The organism is Aliinostoc sp. HNIBRCY26 (genome assembly GCF_050235535.1).
Taxonomy (GTDB): Bacteria; Cyanobacteriota; Cyanobacteriia; order Cyanobacteriales; family Nostocaceae; genus Trichormus.
The window spans coordinates 659882-681116 of the sequence record NZ_CP189852.1 but is presented as its reverse complement, the minus strand read 5'-3'; the positions used below and the strand labels follow the sequence as shown (position 1 = coordinate 681116).

20 protein-coding genes are annotated in these 21235 nt (G+C 40.6%); 14 read left to right on the top strand and 6 right to left on the bottom strand.

The annotated features are described in order from the left end of the window. The first annotated feature begins 114 nt into the window (after positions 1 to 114). From ACQFX9_RS02905 to ftsY, 4 genes are all read left to right on the top strand, one after another. On the top strand, positions 115 to 1005 hold the full coding sequence (locus ACQFX9_RS02905; protein ID WP_427160619.1) for a glycosyltransferase family 2 protein: 891 nt from the start codon (positions 115 to 117) through the stop codon (positions 1003 to 1005). A gap of 735 nt (positions 1006 to 1740) precedes the next feature. Next, the gene (locus tag ACQFX9_RS02900; RefSeq protein WP_427160618.1) at positions 1741 to 2514 is read left to right on the top strand and encodes a DUF502 domain-containing protein; all 774 of its coding nucleotides are present in this window, start codon (positions 1741 to 1743) and stop codon (positions 2512 to 2514) included. A gap of 113 nt (positions 2515 to 2627) precedes the next feature. Then, positions 2628 to 3257: a transcription antitermination factor NusB gene (gene nusB, locus ACQFX9_RS02895; RefSeq protein ID WP_427160617.1), complete on the top strand. Its 630-nt coding sequence runs from the start codon at positions 2628 to 2630 to the stop codon at positions 3255 to 3257. Positions 3258 to 3550: 293 nt separating this feature from the next. Then, positions 3551 to 5116 (top strand): signal recognition particle-docking protein FtsY, encoded by a 1566-nt coding sequence (ftsY, locus tag ACQFX9_RS02890; RefSeq protein ID WP_427160616.1) that lies wholly within the window; start codon positions 3551 to 3553, stop codon positions 5114 to 5116. An 83-nt stretch (positions 5117 to 5199) separates the two neighbouring features. Here the strand turns inward: ftsY and ACQFX9_RS02885 are convergent, their stop codons facing one another. Further along, the gene (locus tag ACQFX9_RS02885) at positions 5200 to 5361 is read right to left on the bottom strand and encodes a hypothetical protein (RefSeq protein WP_427160615.1); all 162 of its coding nucleotides are present in this window, start codon (positions 5359 to 5361) and stop codon (positions 5200 to 5202) included. 541 nt (positions 5362 to 5902) lie between these two features. Here ACQFX9_RS02885 and ACQFX9_RS02880 point away from each other — a divergent pair. From ACQFX9_RS02880 to ACQFX9_RS02870, 3 genes are all read left to right on the top strand, one after another. Continuing rightward, positions 5903 to 7294, top strand: a complete 1392-nt coding sequence (locus ACQFX9_RS02880; protein WP_427160614.1) for a PP2C family protein-serine/threonine phosphatase — start codon at positions 5903 to 5905, stop codon at positions 7292 to 7294. Between the two features lie 258 nt (positions 7295 to 7552). After that, a complete protein-coding gene (psbP, locus tag ACQFX9_RS02875) occupies positions 7553 to 8098 on the top strand; it encodes a photosystem II reaction center PsbP (RefSeq protein ID WP_427160613.1) in 546 nt (181 codons plus the stop codon). A gap of 196 nt (positions 8099 to 8294) precedes the next feature. Further along, positions 8295 to 8894 carry a Maf family protein gene (locus tag ACQFX9_RS02870; protein WP_427162777.1) on the top strand — a complete coding sequence of 200 codons (600 nt, stop codon included), beginning with the start codon at positions 8295 to 8297 and terminating at the stop codon, positions 8892 to 8894. Positions 8895 to 8982: 88 nt separating this feature from the next. Here ACQFX9_RS02870 and ACQFX9_RS02865 read toward each other — a convergent pair whose 3' ends face one another. Together ACQFX9_RS02865 and ACQFX9_RS02860 are read right to left on the bottom strand one after the other, a co-directional pair. Continuing rightward, positions 8983 to 9741, bottom strand: coding sequence for a sugar transferase (locus ACQFX9_RS02865; RefSeq protein WP_103138857.1), 759 nt, complete (start codon positions 9739 to 9741; stop codon positions 8983 to 8985). A 94-nt stretch (positions 9742 to 9835) separates the two neighbouring features. Further along, positions 9836 to 10996, bottom strand: coding sequence for a glycosyltransferase (locus tag ACQFX9_RS02860; RefSeq protein WP_427160612.1), 1161 nt, complete (start codon positions 10994 to 10996; stop codon positions 9836 to 9838). Positions 10997 to 11253: 257 nt separating this feature from the next. On the opposite strand from ACQFX9_RS02860, the gene ACQFX9_RS02855 reads away from it, so the two are divergent. Further along, positions 11254 to 12189: an NAD-dependent epimerase/dehydratase family protein gene (locus tag ACQFX9_RS02855; protein ID WP_427160611.1), complete on the top strand. Its 936-nt coding sequence runs from the start codon at positions 11254 to 11256 to the stop codon at positions 12187 to 12189. 124 nt (positions 12190 to 12313) lie between these two features. Here ACQFX9_RS02855 and ACQFX9_RS02850 read toward each other — a convergent pair whose 3' ends face one another. Continuing rightward, positions 12314 to 13048: a Uma2 family endonuclease gene (locus ACQFX9_RS02850; protein WP_427160610.1), complete on the bottom strand. Its 735-nt coding sequence runs from the start codon at positions 13046 to 13048 to the stop codon at positions 12314 to 12316. Positions 13049 to 13140: 92 nt separating this feature from the next. Here ACQFX9_RS02850 and rfbB point away from each other — a divergent pair, with 92 nt between their 5' ends. Beyond that, positions 13141 to 14205 (top strand): dTDP-glucose 4,6-dehydratase, encoded by a 1065-nt coding sequence (gene rfbB / locus ACQFX9_RS02845; protein ID WP_427160609.1) that lies wholly within the window; start codon positions 13141 to 13143, stop codon positions 14203 to 14205. Between the two features lie 41 nt (positions 14206 to 14246). Then, a complete protein-coding gene (gene rfbA / locus ACQFX9_RS02840; RefSeq protein WP_427160608.1) occupies positions 14247 to 15149 on the top strand; it encodes a glucose-1-phosphate thymidylyltransferase RfbA in 903 nt (300 codons plus the stop codon). An 88-nt stretch (positions 15150 to 15237) separates the two neighbouring features. On the opposite strand, the gene pgsA is transcribed toward rfbA, so the two are convergent. Then, complete coding sequence (gene pgsA / locus ACQFX9_RS02835; protein ID WP_427160607.1) at positions 15238 to 15771, bottom strand: CDP-diacylglycerol--glycerol-3-phosphate 3-phosphatidyltransferase; 534 nt, start codon at positions 15769 to 15771, stop codon at positions 15238 to 15240. Between the two features lie 111 nt (positions 15772 to 15882). Beyond that, positions 15883 to 16446 carry a Uma2 family endonuclease gene (locus ACQFX9_RS02830; protein WP_427160606.1) on the bottom strand — a complete coding sequence of 188 codons (564 nt, stop codon included), beginning with the start codon at positions 16444 to 16446 and terminating at the stop codon, positions 15883 to 15885. Between the two features lie 166 nt (positions 16447 to 16612). Here ACQFX9_RS02830 and ACQFX9_RS02825 point away from each other — a divergent pair, with 166 nt between their 5' ends. The 4 genes from ACQFX9_RS02825 to ACQFX9_RS02810 all read left to right on the top strand — a co-directional run bounded on the left by ACQFX9_RS02825 (position 16613) and on the right by ACQFX9_RS02810 (position 21172). Further along, positions 16613 to 18025 (top strand): aspartate ammonia-lyase, encoded by a 1413-nt coding sequence (locus tag ACQFX9_RS02825; protein WP_427160605.1) that lies wholly within the window; start codon positions 16613 to 16615, stop codon positions 18023 to 18025. Positions 18026 to 18215: 190 nt separating this feature from the next. Then, positions 18216 to 19187 carry a DUF362 domain-containing protein gene (locus tag ACQFX9_RS02820; protein ID WP_427162776.1) on the top strand — a complete coding sequence of 324 codons (972 nt, stop codon included), beginning with the start codon at positions 18216 to 18218 and terminating at the stop codon, positions 19185 to 19187. Positions 19188 to 20137: 950 nt separating this feature from the next. Beyond that, complete coding sequence (locus ACQFX9_RS02815; protein WP_236142171.1) at positions 20138 to 20323, top strand: hypothetical protein; 186 nt, start codon at positions 20138 to 20140, stop codon at positions 20321 to 20323. Between the two features lie 336 nt (positions 20324 to 20659). Beyond that, positions 20660 to 21172 carry an inorganic diphosphatase gene (locus tag ACQFX9_RS02810; protein ID WP_236142172.1) on the top strand — a complete coding sequence of 171 codons (513 nt, stop codon included), beginning with the start codon at positions 20660 to 20662 and terminating at the stop codon, positions 21170 to 21172. Positions 21173 to 21235 lie beyond the last annotated feature (63 nt).

Genomic DNA, 21235 nt, shown 5'->3' with positions numbered 1-21235 from the left:
TACCCAGGCAGTATAAGATATCAAACTTGTAGAGTTTATACTGCCTTTCTTGACTATTCATCTGATAATCAAAATATACTTGAAATATTAGCAAAATTACTATAATTCTGAACAATGTTTTCTATCTACATATTGACATATAACGAAGAATTAGATATTGCTGCTTGTATTGAGTCGGCAATGCTTTCAGATGACATTATTGTTGTCGATTCATGCAGTAGCGATCGCACCGTCGAAATCGCTAGTCGCTATCCTGTACGCGTTGTACAGCACGCCTTTGAGAGTCACGGCAGACAACGCACTTGGATGTTAGAATCTATACCGCCTAAACATGAGTGGGTGTACATTCTCGAAGCTGATGAACGAATGACACCAGAACTATTTGCTGAATGTGAACAAGCAAAGGAAAATCCAGATTATATAGGTTATTACGTTGCTGAACGGGTGATTTTCTTAAACCAATGGATTCGCCGCAGCACCCAGTATCCCCGCTATCAAATGCGTCTTTTCCGTCATGGGAAAGTTTGGTTTACAGACTATGGTCATACGGAACGAGAAGTGTGTGAAGGCGCAACCAGTTTTTTAAAGGAAACCTATCCCCACTACACTTGTAGCAAAGGTTTGAGCCGTTGGATTGAAAAACATAACCGTTATTCTACGGATGAAGCCAGAGAAACTTTGTATCAATTAGAGAACGGAAAAGTAGATTGGCGAGATTTGTTTTTTGGTAAGTCCGAAGTAGAAAGACGACGAGCCTTGAAAGACTTATCTTTGCGCCTACCTGCTAGGCCATTCCTGCGCTTTTTGTATATGTACTTTCTGTTGGGTGGGTGCTTAGATGGACGAGCTGGGTTAGCTTGGTGTACCTTACAGGCTTTTTACGAATATCTCATTTTGCTGAAGGCGTGGGAGATGAAACATATCCCTACACCTAGTCTCGAAGCCTCATTACCTCAACCGAGTCAACTAGAAGTTAGTTGCACAGCCTCCGAAACTGCCAAATAATTAAGAGATTGAAAATTTTAAAATTTGGATGTGGGATTTGGGATTGATACCCAATTTAAAATTTAAATGCCAGCATCTACGTATTGAATTGCCCAATCACCAACGCCCTACGCCCAATGACCCTAATCTGTTAAAATTTTTAACATCACATTCTCAGAAAAATTACCTCTAACTTGTTGCCAATAGCCAGGAAGAACTGCGTTAATTACTGTCAATCAATGATTTTTCTAGGTTAGCAGCTTTTAAATAAGCGCGGTAGGATATTTAATATCTCCGATATTTGCAACAATCATTTACACGTAATATAAAGAAAAGTAACAACTTCCACAATCAATTAACTTTGATCTGAGTTGGAATTTGCCTGTATGTACCTTTAACTGGGAGATATGATATTTCCCTGTTAGTCTTACATACAGCCACAACTTCAACTTATACCAATTCTCCAAAATTAGGCAATATGATGCAAAGCTTGAAACCCAGATGGTATCTGACTTTCTGAATTGCGTAAAGCCTGCGGCATAGCTGCGCTTAGAGCGTAGCGGGGCGTTAGCCCATTGCGTTAGCGTAGCGGGACGCTAGTCCATTGCGTTAGCGTAGCGGGACGTTAGTCCATTGCGAATTGCGAATTGCGAATTGCGAATTGCGAATTGGTATTAACTGTTTGTCGTTATAGATATTAGCTTGCTGTCAAAAATACTACAAGTTAGTTCTTAATCACTAGACAAATCTTCTGGCATGAATACGAATAAAGAAATTTCCACTATTCTAAATAAGGAGAATAGGGGCTTGGGAATTGATCGCTTAAAGCAGGACTTGAAGAATGACTTAATAGCTGGGTTGTTGGTGGTAATTCCGCTAGCAACGACTATTTGGTTGACAATTACTATTGCTAACTGGGTAATAGACTTTCTCACTCAAGTTCCTAAACAACTTAATCCCTTTGATGGATTACACCCGATTTTAGTTAATGTCCTCAATTTGGCGGTGGGTCTAGCTGTACCCTTACTCAGTATCCTACTGATTGGGTTGATGGCGCGTAATATTGCGGGACGCTGGTTATTAGATTTTGGAGAGCGATTATTACAGGCCATTCCTTTAGCTGGACAAGTATACAAAACCTTGAAACAGCTTTTGGAAACACTGATTAAAGATTCCAACAATAAGTTTCGGCGGGTGATTTTAGTAGAATACCCCCGTAAAGGAATGTGGGCGATCGCATTTGTCACAGGCGTAATTGGGAGCGAAATTCAAGCCCAGATGTCTCGCCCTATGTTGAGTATTTTCATCCCCACAACTCCCAACCCGACTACAGGATGGTACGCCGTAGTTCCAGAAGATGAAGTAATCAACCTTTCTATGTCAGTGGAAGACGCGTTTAAAATCATCGTCTCTGGTGGGATTGTTTCCCCTAATACATCCCTACCCCCTCTAGTCATTACCAAAGAACATAAAGCGGAAAAACCTAACAACGATATCCAAAGACCAATCATCCCCGTTGAAGAAAGCTAAAAAAAATCCGGTAAATTTGTAGCCAAACAGAATATTATGGTTGTCTGGCTCAATCGAATTTTGATAGATTTGTCACTCCCAAATTAAATTAGTACGGAAACACTGAAATTCTTATGCAAGATCGTAAACCTCAACAAATAGCCCGTGAGCTGGCACTTTTAAGCTTGAGCCAGTTACCTGTCAATCCTAAAAAATTGACAGAAGAACACCTGCCTAAACTAGTGTTAGCAACAGTACGCACCTTGAGAGCAGAAGTACAAGACACTTTAGATAATGCCTCTGGGGAATTACAACGTAGTCACGATCGCCTGTTAACTAGTGAAACTCGTGCCTCAGACCTGAATACGGCTAGAACCATGCTCAAAGAAGCAATAGAATATACCCAAACTGCCATTAATCAGTTAGGTGCAGCACTAGAGTTTCCTGAATTGATTCAACTGGCTAATCAGGATCGGGAAGTCGGTAAATACGCCATCAAACTTGTCCAAACCGTCAGCGAACACCGGACGGTAATTGATGAGCAAATTTCTCTAGCTTTGGTAGATTGGCAAGTGGCCCGTTTAGCTCAAATTGATCGCGATATCCTGCGGATTGCTGTAGCAGAAATGCGCTTCCTCAATCTTCCAGATCGAGTGGCTATTAACGAAGCGGTAGAATTAGCAAAACGATATAGCGGCGATGAAGGACACCGATTTATCAATGGTGTTCTGCGTCGAGTCACAGAGCAGAAACAAACAGCTTAGAAAGGCAAAAGGCAAAAGTAAAAAGGCAAAAGGCAAAGGGCAAAAGGTGAAAGTAAAATCATCTCGTTTGGGATGATGGTTTGATTTATGCCTTCCTTTGTGGGAAGAAAAACTTAACCTGATCATCATGATGAGTGGTAAGTTGTGAGTTGGTATTGAGGAACAGCAACAGGTGCGGATAACCCGGAGGTTTTCACACCAAACCTGAGTAAAAAGTTAAATTAAACTCATAGCTTATAACTCATAAATGGTATAGCTCATACCTCACAGAACAACTAACACCGCTAGCTGCAATGGTTTTTAATTGGTTCAATCGTCAAGAAAAAGATTCCCCATCTCCACAACCAGGAGATACACCAGCAACCCCAGAACCCCAACCAGAGTCAGCCGCAACGTCATCAACAACAGCCGACGCTGCACCAGACTCAACGGCCGACTTGTTGGCGTTTGCTAAAGCCGCTTATAAAAATATTCAAGAAAAGCAAAAGCCTCAAACAGAATCAGCCGATGTTTCTACAGATGCTCCCCCATCTGAAACAGAAACGCCCACAGCTACAACGGAAGTTACAGAAAATCCCCCAGAAGTTGCTGCATCTACTGAAGAGTCAGCAGAATTAATTGAGGCTACAACAAAATTAGTAGAAGCAGTTACAACCAGCGAAAGTTCTGTTGAGTCGGAAATTGCTCAAGAAGAAGTACCCGCAGCTCCTTTATCTTTTTTAGAGAGAGCCGCAGCAGAAAGGGAAGCCAAGCAAGAAAGACTAATTGCCAATGCCATTGAAATACCACAACCGGAAGTAGTTCCACCAGCTGCAACTACATCTGAAAGCTTAGAAACAATTCCCGGACTGGATTTCGATGAAGGATTTGTTTGGTCAGCAGAAGTATTAGCCTCACAGGGTAGACGAGCAGAAGATATATCGATTGAAGAAATTACTTGGCTCAAAAAGCTACGGGAAGGATTAGACAAAACCCGTCGCAATATCCTGAATCAACTCAAGGCGATTGTGGGACAAGGGCCACTCAATCAAGCGGCGGTGGCAGAAATTGAGGCTTTATTACTGCAAGCTGATGTAGGTGTAGAGGCGACTGACCATATTATTAATGCACTCCAGAAGAAACTACGAGAAGAAGTTACACCACCAGAAGCCGCGATCGCCTACTTAAAAGAAATTCTGCGGGAGATGCTAGAAGCTCCCCTCAAAACCACCCATAAAGCCAGTTTTGCCCCTGAGAAAGATACCCTGAATATTTGGTTAATTACTGGAGTAAATGGTGCGGGTAAAACCACCACCATTGGTAAACTCTCTCACCTCGCGCAAAAATCTGGTTATCGCTGCTTGATTGGTGCAGCAGATACCTTCCGGGCGGCGGCGGTAGAACAGGTAAAAGTTTGGGGTCAAAGGAGTGGTGTCGAAGTTATCGCTAACCCTGGTAAAAATACAGACCCAGCAGCAGTGGTATTTGATGCGATCGCCGCAGCCCAATCACGTAACACAGAATTACTCTTGGTTGATACCGCCGGCAGACTGCAAAATAAGAAAAACTTAATGGACGAACTCAGCAAAATTCGGCGGATTATCGACAAAAAAGCCCCTGATGCCAAAATTGAGTCCCTTTTAGTTTTAGATGCTACTCTCGGTCAAAATGGACTACGACAAGCGGAAGTTTTTTCTCAAGCTGCTCAACTCAGTGGTGTAGTTTTAACCAAACTTGATGGAACTGCTAAGGGCGGTGTAGCTCTAGCGGTAGTACAACAGCTAGGTCTACCCATCCGCTTTATTGGAGCAGGTGAAGGAATCGAGGATCTACGTCCTTTTTCCAGTTATGAATTTGTTGAAGCCTTATTAAGTGGCTAGGGAAACTGATACACATAGTTAGGGGAATAGGATTTTGTAGGTGTAGGTATTATTCCAGTGATGAGTAATGAATGTAAAAGCAACTAAATCATCATAGCTTCATCAAAACCTACACCCTTAACCTGCTTTTTTGTGGCAAGAACGAAAAAAATAAAAGTAACAATTACTACAAAATAGCTGAAATTATTGTCTTGTGATGATGCCTGATTTTCAGTAGTCAAAACATAGAAATTAGTATTAGCCATGTGAACCCACAACAGCCTCATGACTAGTGAACTTTACACCCAATATTCTTCCAAGAAAAATTAGTGATTGCCAAAATTATGTTGACACAAAACAATTTTGTCCTCATCATCTATTATGCTTGTGGTTAATTTGCCAACTTGCGGGTACAATCCTCTAAAAATACGCTTTTTGCAATTTATGTGTTATCAAAATGTATAGTTTTTGTTGTGGCAGATCAAAACCCAACAGCATAAGTTCAGAATAACTGTTTCTGAAGATGTATGATTTGCTAATTAAGATATAAAAAATCAACTTTTGCCTTACCAGTAAAAATCATGGTCGGTCTTTATGTAACAATCTTTGCAGAAACATACATTTATTAACATTCCGACTTGAGATATAAATTTTATAACTTAATGTAATACTTGTATGGAGTTATGTCTTACGTCTTTCTACTCTTGCTAAAGGACAAATCTTGACCCAATATGGTTTAGCAATGTCAACGCCAAATTTTAAAAGTCAACTCCAGTCTATTTTTCCAGTGCAATATTAACTGTAACTGTGTCTCAACTGCCGTCTCAACCTACTGAAAGTAATAATAGTGCTACAACAAGTGAGGTCACGCCAGTAGTAGCACTCAAAGAACTCGTGTCCAGGTTGCACCGGGAACAAAATAAAATTCAAGATTTGCTGAGTTCCTTGGGTTTTGCCCTGAGAAGTTTCAATAACTTGAATCAGTTTTTAGAACTGATTCCATTAATGGCAACACGAGTCACAGACGCTGATGGAAGTGCGTTATTTCTTTACAAACCCAATGGGCAAATTAGGCTAGAGCAGCTGCATTGGCAAGATAGTCGCCAGCGTAAGAATATTCGCAAAGCTTTAGAAACAGCTAGTAGCCAAGTTACACTTGCAGCCAATAGCGCGCCCTTAGCTACGGCTACAGGCATATTAGACGCGCAAATGCACCATCACTTAGGGCCGGGTGTACAAATTTTTGGTACAGCGATTTTAGTCAAGCACACAGAAAGGGGATGGCTATATGTACTCAGTCGTGATCCTGAGTATAGCTGGACAGAAACTAGACAAAAATTAGTGCGTTTAGTGGCAGATCAAACAGCCGTAGCCATTGAAAACGACGAATTAGCAGTAGAATTGAGGAAAAAAGAACGTTTAGATCAAGAATTAGAAATTGGTGCGGAGATTCAAAGGCGACTTTTACCGCGTCAATGTCCTGCTATTCCTGGTGCAATTTTAGCCGCACGCTGTAGACCGGCTAATCGCGTCGGTGGAGATTATTACGATTTTATTCCTACTAGTCAGAGTCAGATTTATCCTCATATCACTAACGGTAGTCAAAATAATGGCCGTTGGGGTTTGGTGATTGGGGATGTTATGGGTAAGGGTGTCCCTGCGGGTTTAATTATGACGATGATGCGGGGAATGTTACGAGGAGAAGTTTTGCATGGTAATTCCCCTGGTAGCGTTCTGCAAAACTTAAACCGTGTAATGTATGCGGATTTGGAAAATTCTCATCGGTTTGTGACTCTGTTTTACTCAGAATATAATCCCCAAAATCGGGTTTTGTCGTACAGTAATGCTGCACATAATCCGCCTTTGTGGTGGCACGCAGCCACGAAAACTATTACACGGCTAGATACCTTGGGAATGTTAATTGGCTTAGATGCTCATAGCCAGTATGAAGATGCCCATGCACAATTAGAACCTGGGGACACAGTTGTTTATTATACAGATGGTTTAACCGATGCGGCGGCAGCGAGTGGCGATCGCTTCGATGAAGAAAATTTTGTAACTGCCTTTCAAGTAGCTTGTCGATACTGTAACAGTCCCCAAGAAATTGTTGATTACTTATTTGATCAGGTACAGCAATTTATCGGCCCTGATCGACAAAACAACGATGATATGACGCTAGTTGTTTTGCAGATTCAATAGTAAGTCATTAGTCAATAGTCATTAGTCAATAGTCATTAGTCAAGAGGGAATGGGGAATTAAGGAATAGGGTGTTGATACTCAATGCCCAATGCCCAAAATCCTTTAATTTTGAATTTTGTAGGCGCAAGCCTTCCCGTAAGGGTATTTTGAATTTTGAATTGATTAGCCCAATGCCCATATCGACACACTTGATGGGACAATAATAATGAGAAATTATGCCTGTTTATGTTGCTTCCAGCCGAAAGGAAACTGTAAAAATGTGGAAAAGACTTGTATTTATTTTGCTATTGGTGTTAAGTTTCAGTCTAAGTAATCCTGATGTAGCCTCTGCTGCGGGATTCAAAAGCTTTGTCGATACAACCGATGGCTATGAGTTTTCATACCCCAATGGCTGGTTGCAGGTAAAAGTTGCGAATGGCCCTGATGTTGTATTTCACGATTTAATCGAGGTATCGGAAAATGTCTCTGTGGTGATTAGTCCTGTCCCAGAGAACAAGACTTTACAACAATTAGGAACACCAACAGAAGTAGGCTATAAGCTAGGTAAAGCCGCTTTAGCTCCTGCTGATTCTGGTAGAACAGCCGAGTTAGTCAATGCTTTAGAAAAAGAAAGTGATGGTAAAGAATATTACATTTTGGAGTATTTAGTAACTCTGCCCAATAAACAAAAACGTCACAATATCGCCAGTGTAGCAGTGAACCGAGGTAAACTTTTTACCTTTAATGCTTCTATTCCTGAAAAGCGGTGGCAAAAAGTTAAACAGTCTATGGAAGAGGTTGTAAATTCTTTTTCAGTGTACTAGATAGAGATTGGATATGGAGTATGGGGCATTGGGCTAATCAATTCAAAATTCAAAATACCCTTACGGGAAGGCTTGCGCCTACAAAATTCAAAATTGAAGAATTTTGGGCATTGGGCATTGAGTATCAACATTCATCTGTTCCCTATTCCCTGTTCCCCGTTCCCTGTTCCCTGTTCCCTCTTGACTATTGACTATGATTACACTTCCCCAATTTGTGCTAGCTTCGGCTTCTCCGGCGAGACGGCGTTTGCTACAGAGTGTTGGTATTGAACCTATAGTTAGTCCTAGTGATTTTGATGAGTCACAAGTTCAACTGAGTGAACCTGCTCAATTAGTAAAGGTTTTGGCTCAAAGCAAGGCGGAAACTGTAGCACCACAGTTTACATCAGCTTTAATTATGGGTTGTGATTCCGTCTTAGCGATAGATGGTAAGATTCACGGTAAGCCAGCAAATGTAGAGGAAGCGATCGCACGCTGGCAATTAATGCGGGGTAGCTTTGGTGATTTGTATACAGGTCATGTTCTAATTGACCAGGAGCAACAGCGTACTGTAGTAAAATGTCAAGTCACAAGGGTTTATTTTGCCCAAATTAGCGATCGCGCCATTCAAGCTTATGTCGCTACAGGTGAACCACTCAAATGTGCTGGTGCATTCGCCTTAGAAGGTTTTGGTAGTCTATTCGTCGAAAAAATCGCAGGTTGTCACAGCAATGTCATCGGACTAAGTTTACCTCTATTGCGACAAATGTTAGAGGAACTTGGTTATGAAGTAACTGATTATTGGTTGGGGAAATAGGGATTAGGGATTAGGGATTGGGTACTGGGTATAGGGAAGAAACCGAGAAACATCCCATGCCCCATGCCCTATGCCCTATGCCCTAATCTCAGTATGCCCCATTATTTTTGGGCATAATGACTACATCAATGGTTTTGAGGATAATCCATAAATCCAGCCACAGGGTTCTAGCTTTGACATAATGCAGGTCTATTTGTACTCTGCGGGGGTAGGGAATGTCATTGCGCCCAGAGACTTGCCATAATCCGGTAATTCCTGGTCTGATAGTTAAAACCTGATCAATGTGAATTCCGTATTTCGGTAGTTCTTCTGCAACTAGAGGACGCGGGCCGACAACACTCATATCCCCTTTTAAAACGTTCCAGAACTGAGGAAATTCATCTAGGCTAGTAATTCGCAAAAAACGACCGATTCTAGTAATTCTAGGGTCTTTTTTCAGCTTAAAACTGCTTTCAAATTCTTGCCGCAACTGGGGGGATGTTTCCATCATTTGGACGAGAACTTCGTCTGCATTCCGAACCATTGTACGGAACTTAATACAATTGAATGGCTGATAATTTTTTCCTATTCTTTCCTGGACGTAAAAAATCGGGCCTTCCGAGCTTAAAGCAATCAATAAGGCCAAAATTAAGTAGACAGGAGAAAACAGAATCAAAACTAACAAAGAAAACACAATGTCGAACAGTCTTTTGAAAAACTCTCCGTTTAAACTGAGAAAAGACAAACCTTGAGGTTTTCGTCTAGGTGTCTTTGTTTTTTGACCTCGCTTGATTACAGAACGCGTAGACGAGCTAGCATCTGTTTTTAAGCGTCGCTTACCGGAGAGGAGTGAGCTCTGGGCAGTCATCATACTCCTTAATAATCCACACCACACATAGTCCCAATCTTAAAGCTAAAAGGAGGTGCTTCTGGGGTAAAATCGCCAAAAGCACAAAAAACAATTACAAAAAATTCTGGCTGTCACGTTCCAGAATGCCTTTTTTATGATGGTTATTTAAAAAATCTAGGTAACGTTGAGTAAAAACTTGGGGTGAAAACTGAGCAGCGTGCGATCGCATATACTCAGGACTAAGAGCATCTTGATAAATTTCAAATTTCTCTACTGTCTCCACTAATGCCTCTACTGTTTGGCGCGGAAATAATATCCCCGTACCATTATCTTTAAAGGATCGCACATCTTTCACTGTTTCTAAAGCACCTCCTGCACCATAAGCAATCACGGGAGTACCACAAGCCTGCGCCTCTACTAAAGCAATACCAAAATCTTCACAGGCAGCATACACAAATGCCTTAGCCCTAGCCATATATTTTTTTACCACTTCATCAGGTTGCCACCCCAGGATTTTGATATTAGAGTTTGCTAGCTTGTGAATTTGTTTCATTTCTGAACCTGTACCAATGATTACCAATGGACGCTGCAATTGATTGAACGCTTGAACAATTAGAGATACTTGCTTATAGCTGACTAACCGGGAAACAGTGAGATAAAAATCCTCTTTTTGAGGTAAAAAAGGAAATTGCTCCACATTGACTGGGGGATAGATGACTGTAGCTTCTCGTCGATAGCAACGCCAAATCCTCCGAGCTGTATGGTGAGAGTTAGCAATAAAAGAGTCAACTCGGTTTGCACTTAGGACATCCCATTGACGTAGTTGATGAAGCAAGTAGCGAGTCATCCACCCAGCTACACCACGCCCCAACTTACTGTGGTGTAGATAATCAAAAGTTAAGTCCCAAGCATAGCGCATAGGGCTATGGCAATAGCAAATATGCACCTGGTCGCCAGTGGTGATCACGCCTTTGGCTACAGCGTGAGATGAAGACAAAATAACATCATACTGGCGTAAATCCAGTTGTTCAATTGCCAGTGGTAAAAAGGGCAGGTATTTTTGAATCCCATTTTTGGCAAAGGGAAAATGCTGGAGAAACGTACTACCAATCTGACGTTGATATAGATAACTGTCAGGATTGGTGGATTCAAAGTCAATGAGGGCATACAAATCTGCCTCAACGTGGTTCAGAATTTCTCTTACGACTAATTCTGAACCACCGGTGGCTTTTGGTGTGAGCCACTCATGAACAAGAGCATATTTCAAGGGCACAGCTAACTTTAAAATGTAAAAAATATATCAAGCAGAGTGTGAGGTTAACTGCAAGGTTTCCCTTTGCGATTGAGGAATAGGAAGCGTCCCAGATTAAAAATCCAGACGTATTTCTTCTAGTGGATGTTCCAGAGGGATAGGCAACCTGATAACCTCAAGAAGATTGGGCAAGAGAAAGGCAAAAGTCAAAAGAAAATAAATCTTTGTACTTTTTACTCCCTTCTAGTTCCTAAAAAATACGTAGGAGTCGGTAATTTATGCGAATTTTGATCATGGGTGGTACCAGGTTTATTGGTGTTTATCTGACTCAGATACTTGTAGAACAAGGACATGAGGTAGTGCTGTTTAATCGTGGTAATCGTCCCCTGCCAAGTTTACAGGGAGTAGGACAAATTATAGGCGATCGCACTGATCCTACACAGCTCAAGGAAAAATTATCACCAGAAAATTTTGATGTCATTTTTGACAATAATGGTCGGGAATTGGCTGATACTCAACCACTAGCAGAGATTTTTGCCGGACGGGTGCAACATTTTGTCTATATGAGTTCTGCGGGGGTATATCTTAAATCTGACCAATTACCCCATGTCGAAGGTGACAAGGTAGACCCAAAAAGCCGCCATCGCGGGAAACACGAAACTGAAGCGTATTTACAGCAGCAGGGATTACCGTTTACTTCCATTCGCCCTACCTATATTTACGGGCCGTTAAATTATAATGATTTAGAAAGTTGGTTCTTTGATCGGATTGTACGCGATCGCCCAGTTCCTATTCCTGGTAACGGCTTACATATTACTCAGCTAGGCCATGTGAAAGATTTGGCTGTGGCGATGTCCCAGGTGATTGGCAATCAGCAGGCGATCGGACAAGTGTATAACATTTCAGGCGATCGCTTCGTTACCTTTGATGGTTTAGCCCGTGCTTGCGCCCAAGCTGCCGGTAAATCACCAGATGACATCAAAATTGTCCATTACGACCCGAAAAAATTTGATTTCGGTAAACGCAAAGCTTTTCCGATGCGCCTACAGCATTTCTTTGCTTCCGTACATAAAGCGCAAACAGAATTACATTGGCAGCCCCAATACGATTTAATCTCCGGGCTAGCTGACTCTTTTGAAAATGATTATTTAGCCACCAGAAGAGATAAAGCAGAAATAGACTTCTCCGTTGATGAAGAAATTTTACAAGCTTAGTTATTAGATATGGGGCATTAGGCATTGGGCATTGGGCATTGGGCATAGGATTTTTCTCTTTTTACCCCCCAGTCCCCAGTCCCCAGTCCCCAGTTCCCAGTCCCCAGTCCCCAGTCCCCAGTACCTATAACTGATTCGGGTCAATGCCTAATTCTTTTAACTTAGCAGCTAATTTTTCTGCGCGTTGATTTTCTTGTGCTAGTAGTTCTACTGCCGTGGGAATCCAATTACCATCTGTATCGTACCAGCGTAACCACAGGCGTTCAATTCCTTGGTAAGTACCTTGCCAGAGTCCTAACCCTACTTGCAGACTCGGCATCCAAATTTGTGGTGTACTTAAGTCAATGGGGTGATAAATGTCTGCGACTAGTTGGAAGGCTTGGAGTTTATCTGTGTAGCGGTCAAATACGATGTAGTAAGGAATTCGCAAAATTCGTTCATATACCTCCCATTTAGTCGGAGGTTGACTAACTTCTCGTAAAGTTTTACCTAAATCTTCCTTTTCCGTCCCAGGAGATAATAATTCTACCACCACAAAAGGAGCGACACTTTCTTGCCAGATGACATAACTTAAACGTAAATCTCTTTGTTCATATAAACGAGAAACTCCCACTACTGCAAACCAGTCAGGACGTTTGTACCATAGGGGATTGTGAGTGTCGTAATACAAGTTTAAATCAGTAGCAACTAATACTTTATCTGCTGGGTAATTAGGGGTAGAGAAAGTTTCTCTTAAAAGCTGTGATTGCAAAATGTGAAATTCATCAGGCAAGCCAGAATCCTCTGGGTATTCGCTAGGAAGATCATACATAGTAGGTAGGGCTACTTTGGCAGGCTGGGGAGGGTCTTTTTGATACATAAGTCAAGTCCTAACCGACTAATTTTAATTTAGCAAACAAAGACATAATTTTGTTATAAGTCAAAATATATTCAATCAATTATTTGCATCATATGCCAACAATATTAGTGACAGGAGGAGCAGGATTTATTGGGGCTAATTTTATTCTTTTAGCAAGAAAACTAAATTGGGCAAATGTAGTTAATTTAGATAAGTTAACTTATGCTAGTAATTTAAATAATTTAGCGGCATTACGAACAGATAACAGCTATCATTTTATCCAAGGAGATATTAATAATTTTGAGTTGGTTAGTTATATTTTAGAGAAATATCAACCTGATGCTGTCATTAATTTTGCGGCTGAAAGTCATGTTGATCGCTCAATTTTTAGCCCACAGGATTTTATTCAGACTAATGTAATCGGAACTTTTCAGCTATTAGAAGCAAGTAGATTTTATTGGCAGAAGTTATCAGAACAACAACAAAAAGAATTCCGATTTTTGCATATATCTACAGATGAGGTGTACGGCTCACTCACTCCCACAGCACCAGCATTTAAAGAGAATACACCTTATTCGCCTAATAGTCCTTATGCGGCATCGAAAGCATCATCTGATCACTTTGTGCGCGCTTATTATCATACCTATGGTTTGCCGACTTTAACCACTAATTGCTCGAATAATTACGGGCCGATGCAATTCCCGGAAAAGCTGATTCCTTTGATAATTCTCAATGCTATTAATAGTCAACCACTACCTATTTACGGAGATGGGCAAAATATCCGTGATTGGCTCTATGTAATTGATCATTGCCAAGCTATATATCTAGTGTTAAAACAGGGAAAAATTGGCGATACTTATAATATTGGTGGGTTAAATGAACAAACTAATCTGACTGTAGTCAAAAAAATCTGTGCTATTCTTGATGAACTAATTCCTATAGCGGATTTTTCTTATTCCTCGTTAATTACTTTTGTGAAAGATAGACCTGGACATGACCGTCGGTATGCCATAGATTGTCAAAAAATTAGCGAGGAATTAGGCTGGTTTCCTCAAGAAAACTTTGATAGTGGACTGACAAAAACTGTGCAGTGGTATTTAAATAATCCAGCTTGGGTAGAGCAAGTTCGTTCCAGAAATTATCAAGCATGGTTACAGCAAAACTACGAAAATAGATAATGAATTTAGTGAATAATATTTATGCCTATAATGAATGAAATATGAAAGGTATTATTCTCGCTGGTGGTTCAGCTACACGTCTTTATCCTATAACTCAAGTTATCAGTAAGCAGCTTTTACCTGTTTATGATAAACCGATGATTTACTATCCGTTGTCTGTGTTAATGCTGGCAGGTATTCGGGATATTTTAATTATTTCTACTCCGACTGATTTACCTCTATTTCAAAGACTATTACAAGATGGTTCTCAATGGGGTTTAAATTTTAGTTATATTGCTCAACCAGAACCGGAAGGGCCTGCACAGGCTTTTATTTTAGGAGAAAGTTTCATCGGTGATGATTCAGTCTGCCTCATTTTAGGTGACAATATTTTTTATGGACATGGTTTGACAGAAGTTTTAGTCAAGTCAGCAACTCTGACAACAGGTGGATTGATTTTTGGCTATCAAGTGAAAAATCCCCAAATCTACGGAGTCATTGAATTTGATGCTGATGGTAAGACGATAAATATTGAAGAAAAACCATTATTTCCCAAGTCAAATTATGCTGTCCCTGGAATATATTTTTACGATTCACAAGTAGTAGAAATTGCTGCTAACTTAAAACCTTCTATTCGTAATGAGTTAGAAATTACTGATGTCAATTTGATTTACCTAAAACGCAATCAGCTACAAGTAGAGTTACTTGGTAGGGGGTATGCTTGGTTAGATACAGGTACTCACGAATCTTTACATCAAGCCACTAACTTTATTCAAACTCTTGAGGAAAGACAGGGTTTAAAAATTGCTTGTATCGAAGAAATCGCTTATTTGAAAGGATATATTGATTTATCTCAAGCGCGTAAATTGGCTGAGTCAATGGCTAAAAGTAGTTATGGTGAGTATCTGATGAGAATTTTTGAAAATGAGAACAAATATGTTTTCAATAAAGTTATCAATAGATAAAATTGTGTTAGTACAGAATCTCAAATAGAGAGGCGATTTATCACGTCTGAGAACACCAATATAAGTCCTATAATTCCAGGAGATAGTGTTAGTTAGTTTCTGGGGATTGCTTGCTGGGAGAATTTTGAGGCCATAGATAAATTACCCCAGATACTAAAGTCAAACTTACAGAAATCCAAAAGGCAATGAGAGAAGGAGTTTCCCAGTTTGATGGTAAGGGTGCGATGAGCAAAGCGATCGCAATAATCTGACTCACTGTTTTGAGTTTACCCCAGATATTCGCCCCGCTAATCGTCGTTTGATTAACTCGCCACCCTGCGATCACTAATTCTCGCGCTAAAATCAAAAATACTCCCCAAGCCGGGATTTTTCCCAACTCCACTAACACCAGTAATGGTGCTAATACCAAAAACTTGTCTACCAAGGGATCAAGAAACTTACCTAAATCACTAATTTGATTCAGTTTTCTGGCTAAATAACCATCTAACCAATCTGTCAACGCTGCTACTAAAAAGATTGCTAAACATATCCATCTAGATTGTTCTGTGGGGTTGTACAGTCCATAAAGTAAAAATGGTACACCCAGTAACCGAGAAAAAGTAATCCAATTGGGTAAAGTCACGCTACTTCAATCCGAATGTAAAATTTAAAATTAACCAACTTATAAATAAATCCCCTAATATCGCTTGTTGGAGTATGGCGATTTCAGAGTTTATATCATTATTAACGTTTTTTATAGTTTCAACCAGCCAAATAATTGTCCTAAAGTCAAATGCAAATTACTAACTAAATCGGGAACTGGTAAAACATCTTCCTCGTTTTCTAAAAATATAGGTTGTTGCTGGGGTGGATACGCTATAACACTAGGTTCTTCTGGGTCAATTAACCAACCTAATTTAGTACCATAATTTAAGCAGTGTAGAATATTTCTAATAACTTTTGTCCCGTTTTGTTCGGGAGAGAGGATTTCAATTGTCCAATCAGGATATGTGTTAAACACATTAGCAATATTGCCTTTTTCATCCACAGGAATTCTCTCCCAAGCAAATACTGCAACATCTGGAACAGTGGAACGTCCGCCAAATGTACAACGTAATTCTGGGAAAGCTAAAGCAGTTTTTTTAGGTTTGACCACACCATTAATTGTAGTTACTAATTCACCTTGCAGGATACTGTGTTTACCTTGAGGCATAGGTTTTTGAATGATTTCACCATCGATATATTCGCTAGCTGGTTCAGTTTCTGGTAATTGCAAGAATTCTTCTAAAGATATCTTGCGAGTTGGTGTTTTAATCATAATATTTTCTGGTTCAGTTATTCATTACTAGTTATCATTACTCTTATTTTAGTGTGCCATGTCGTCTCAATTATTATTCTCAAGAAACATAATATCTTGAGAATAATCAAATTTTTTGTGTATTTGCATGGCATGATCTGTATTTTGAGATCATCTAAACAATAATATGAGCGACAATACAGATTTTCGGATCGAGCGCGATTCAATGGGCGATCGCCAAATCCAGGGTAATGTTTATTACGGTATTCAAACTTTACGAGCTATCGAAAACTTCCCGATTAGCGGACTTAAACCATTACCTACTTACGTAGATGCTTGTCTATTAATTAAAAAAGCTACAGCAATTGTCAACGGTGAACTTGGTTGTATTCCCCAAGATATTAGTCAAGCAATTGTACAAGCCACCGATGAAATTCTAGGGGGTAAATTTCGTGATCAATTTGTGGTAGATGTTTATCAAGCCGGTGCTGGAACTTCTCACCACATGAATGTTAATGAAGTCTTATCTAACCGGGCTTTAGAAATTCTCGGTGATGAAAAGGGAAATTACAAACGGGTGAGTCCGAACGATCATGTCAACTATGGACAGTCTACCAACGATGTGATTCCCACAGCGATTCGCATTGGTGGCTTGTTAGCACTGCAAAGGACATTGCACCCAGCTTTAGAAACAGCGATCGCTACCTTAGAAAGCAAGGCTGTAGAATTTCAAGATATCGTTAAATCTGGCAGAACCCACCTACAAGACGCTGTACCTGTCCGTTTAGGCGAAAACTTCCGGGCTTGGGCGCAAATCCTTTCCGAACACCAAAATCGTCTTTACGCCGCCTCTGGGGACTTAATGGTGTTAGGTTTGGGCGGAAGTGCGGCGGGAACGGGATTAAATACCCACCCCCAATATCGTTTCCGTGTAGTAGAAGTCCTCTCAGAATTACTCAATCTTCCTTTGCAACCTGCGCCCCATCTCATGGCTGCAATGCAGAGTATGGGCGCGTTTGTCAATGTTTCCGGCGCATTGCGGAATTTAGCCCAAGATTTAGCTAAAATATCACATGATTTGCGCCTCATGGATTCAGGGCCAAAAACCGGTTTAAAAGAAATTCAACTACCCCCAGTGCAACCAGGTTCATCGATTATGCCAGGGAAATATAACCCCGTCATGGCAGAGATGACATCAATGGTATGTTTTCAAGTCATGGGTTACGACAATGCGATCGCTCTTGCAGCCCAAGCAGGACAATTAGAATTAAACGTGATGATGCCGTTAATTGCCTATAACCTGATTCACAGTACAGAAATTCTCGGTAATACTATCGCCGCCCTCACAGAACGCTGCATCCAGGGAATTACTGCCAACAAAGAACGTTGTTTAGCCTACGCTGAAGGCAGTTTAGCCTTAGTTACCGCCCTCAACACCCATATCGGTTACTTAAACGCCGCCGCCGTCGCCAAAGAATCCCTAGAAACAGGCAAATCTTTAAGACAGATAGTCTTAGAAAAAGGTTTGATGAGTGAAGCCGACTTAGCTGCTGTGTTAAATCTAGAACAGATGAGCATGATTGTAGGGAATGGAGAATAGGGAATGGGGACTGGGGACTGGGGACTGGGAACGCAGGGGGGGAGCAGGGGAAGCAGGGGAAGAAAAACTTCACTCAGCACCTGCTAAACGCCGCGCTACCGCTAACAGCACTCATTACTCATTACTCATTACTCATTACTCAGCACTCACCACTCAGCACTCATCACTTAATTACTCGCACTTATTTACCATGCAACATTTAAAACCACCTGTCAGCCTTATCCGGGCTAACTCTTATGCCAAGGATTCTTTACAAGAATCTTTAACCACCTTATTAGAACCTTTCGGCGGAATGGCGGCTTTTGTCAAGCCAGGACAACGCGTTTTACTCAAACCTAATTTACTGACCGGTTCACGACCTCAAAAAGAGTGTACCACTCGCCCTGAATTGGTTTATGCGGTTGCCCAAATGGTCATCGCCGCAGGCGGAAAACCATTTTTAGGTGATAGTCCCGCTTTTGGTAGTGCTAAAGGTGTAGCTATAGCCAATGGCTATCAGCCCATCATTCAAGAATTAAATCTGCCTATTGTAGAGTTTCACGGACAGCGTTATCAAACCGTGAGTGAAAACTTTAATCATCTCTTACTCAGCAAGGAAGCCATAGAAGCAGACGTGGTGATTAACTTACCCAAAGTGAAATCCCATAGTCAATTAACTTTAACTTTGGGAGTTAAAAACCTCTTTGGTTGCGTTCCAGGCAAAATGAAAGCTTGGTGGCATATGGAAGCGGGTAAAGATGCTAACCGCTTTGGGGAAATGTTAGTGGAAACTGCCAAAGCCATTAATCCTGATTTAACTATCCTAGACGGGATCATTGGTCATGAAGGTAATGGCCCTAGTGGTGGCGAACCTCGGCACTTAGGCATATTAGCCGCAGCTACCAATGTTTTTGCCCTAGATAGGGCGATGGTTGAAATTCTCAATGTTCCACCCCATCAAGTACCTACAGTTGCTGCTTCTCAACGCTTAGGCGTTTGTCCAGAACTGGCGGAGATTGATTTTCCCAACTTACACCCTGATTTACTCCAAATCACAGATTGGCGATTGCCAGATCAGTTAATGCCCATTGATTTTGCTATGCCGAGAGTCATTAAGTCCACTTTTAAACATTTATATATTCGGTTTATCAAAGAACCAATGAGTGCCTATGGTAGACAGTAGTTTATCGTGAGCATTCCTGCAAAAGCGAGTGCAAAACCTGCTACAACAATCTCGCAATCAGGAGGTTAGTCTATAGATTACCCTCCGATTGCTTAACTAGACCGCCCTTTAGTGGCGGTTTTTTCCAATTAGTCATTAGTCATTAGTCATTAGTCATTAGTCATTAGTCATTAGTCAATGATTTACATACTTATATAGGATTCCTATTTGATTTTTGAAAAGAACTCAGTACACTTTGATTCCTTCTTTCCTATTCCCTGTTCCCCGTTCCCTGTTCCCTGTTCCCTCCCTACGCAAATAATTTCAGGAATCAAAGCGAATTCCTATATATATCAGTTGACTAAATTTAAAGTAAGATTACTGAAATTTATTAATTGAGAATATAGATATCATTTTTCGTGTGATTACTGAATGGGCAATGGCAAAAATAAGTAATTTATATGTATTTCTGCGGTAGGATTTTTCAGGAATAGAAATCTGCTAGCCTGTTTCTTATACTATTATGAGAAACTGCGTCTTTATATGCTCTGATGAATCAAAAACGATATTAATGTCAGCATAATTTCGGTTAATACACCAGTGTAAATAACCGGCGAAATCGATAAAAATAGCTTAGACAAAGCCTTTGGAAATGATAAAATACTTTTTAATAGACAACATTCAGGTAAAAAAATAATGGGTTGAAAGATTTATATCTCAACCCATTGGATGATTTTGTTAACCTAAATTTAACCTAGTGTGACATATCATGCACTCAATCAAGTGGAAAACATTGGTTTGCAATCATGTATCAAGCGCACCCATGACGAAATACTCAATTATGACACTTGCCTAGTTGGTTGATGTTTTTCACGGCTACACATTTGACAATAGAAAGTAGCTAAAATAGGATCGAGACTCTCGACTAGAGAGCAAAACCATCATTAAATTGCGAGTAACTCCAATTCTGTATGAATTCAGATAGTCAGTCTGCCAAACCTCCCGACACGTATTCCCATCGCTTGGCAGATTTCGTGGGAACATTAATAGCTGTAGTCACCCTAACACTGCCTGTGTTTGTCATTGCCTACTATTCCACCAATGTTCCAACAAGTCAACAACCCATAACTTATGAACTACCAGCAGGTGAACAATAAGCAAAATCATCAATTATGAAATTTCACCAGCCAGCAGTTTCAAGCATATGGAGAAAAATTTTGATTTAGCAGCACTCCTGTATATACGACTTTGAGCTAAATCTGCGTTATTAGCTCAAACCTTTAGAATTTGACATTACGAATGGGGAAATCCCTGATTAGGGAGAAAAAGTTAGTAAAAAGCGTCGCCATATCTTGATAGCGACGCTTTTTACTATCAAAAACTAATGTAGTTCAAAATAATACTTGGGAAGAATGTCCATCTTGGCCATAAAATTTTACACGGGGAGTATGTCCCCAATAAATTTTGAGTGAAATACAAAAGAGGAATTTCTTGTGGACTTATCCCGTATTCCAGCCCAGCCAAAACCCGGTGTCATCAATGTTTTAATTGAGATTGCTGGCGGTAGTAAAAATAAATACGAGTTTGACAAAGACCTGCAAGCCTTTGCTCTAGACAGGGTGCTATATTCTTCAGTCAAGTATCCTTATGACTACGGCTTTATCCCTAACACACTAGCGGAAGATGGCGATCCCCTAGATGGTATGGTGATTATGGATGAACCCACTTTTCCTGGTTGTATCATTCCTGCTAGACCAATCGGTTTTTTAGAAATGGTGGATGGTGGCGATCGCGATGAAAAAATTCTGTGTGTACCAGACAAAGATCCACGTTACAGCCAAGTCAAATCCCTACGGGATGTAGCACCACACCGCTTGGATGAAATTGCTGAATTCTTCCGCAGTTACAAAAATTTAGAAAAGAAAGTCACTGAAATCCTCGGTTGGCAAGATGTGGATAAGGTTGCAGCTCTAGTAGACAAATCTATCAGAGCTTATAAGGGATAGTGGGCAATCGTTATTGGGTCAGACTAAAGTAAAAAGTAGAGAGTCTCCAGAACTGATTGCTTG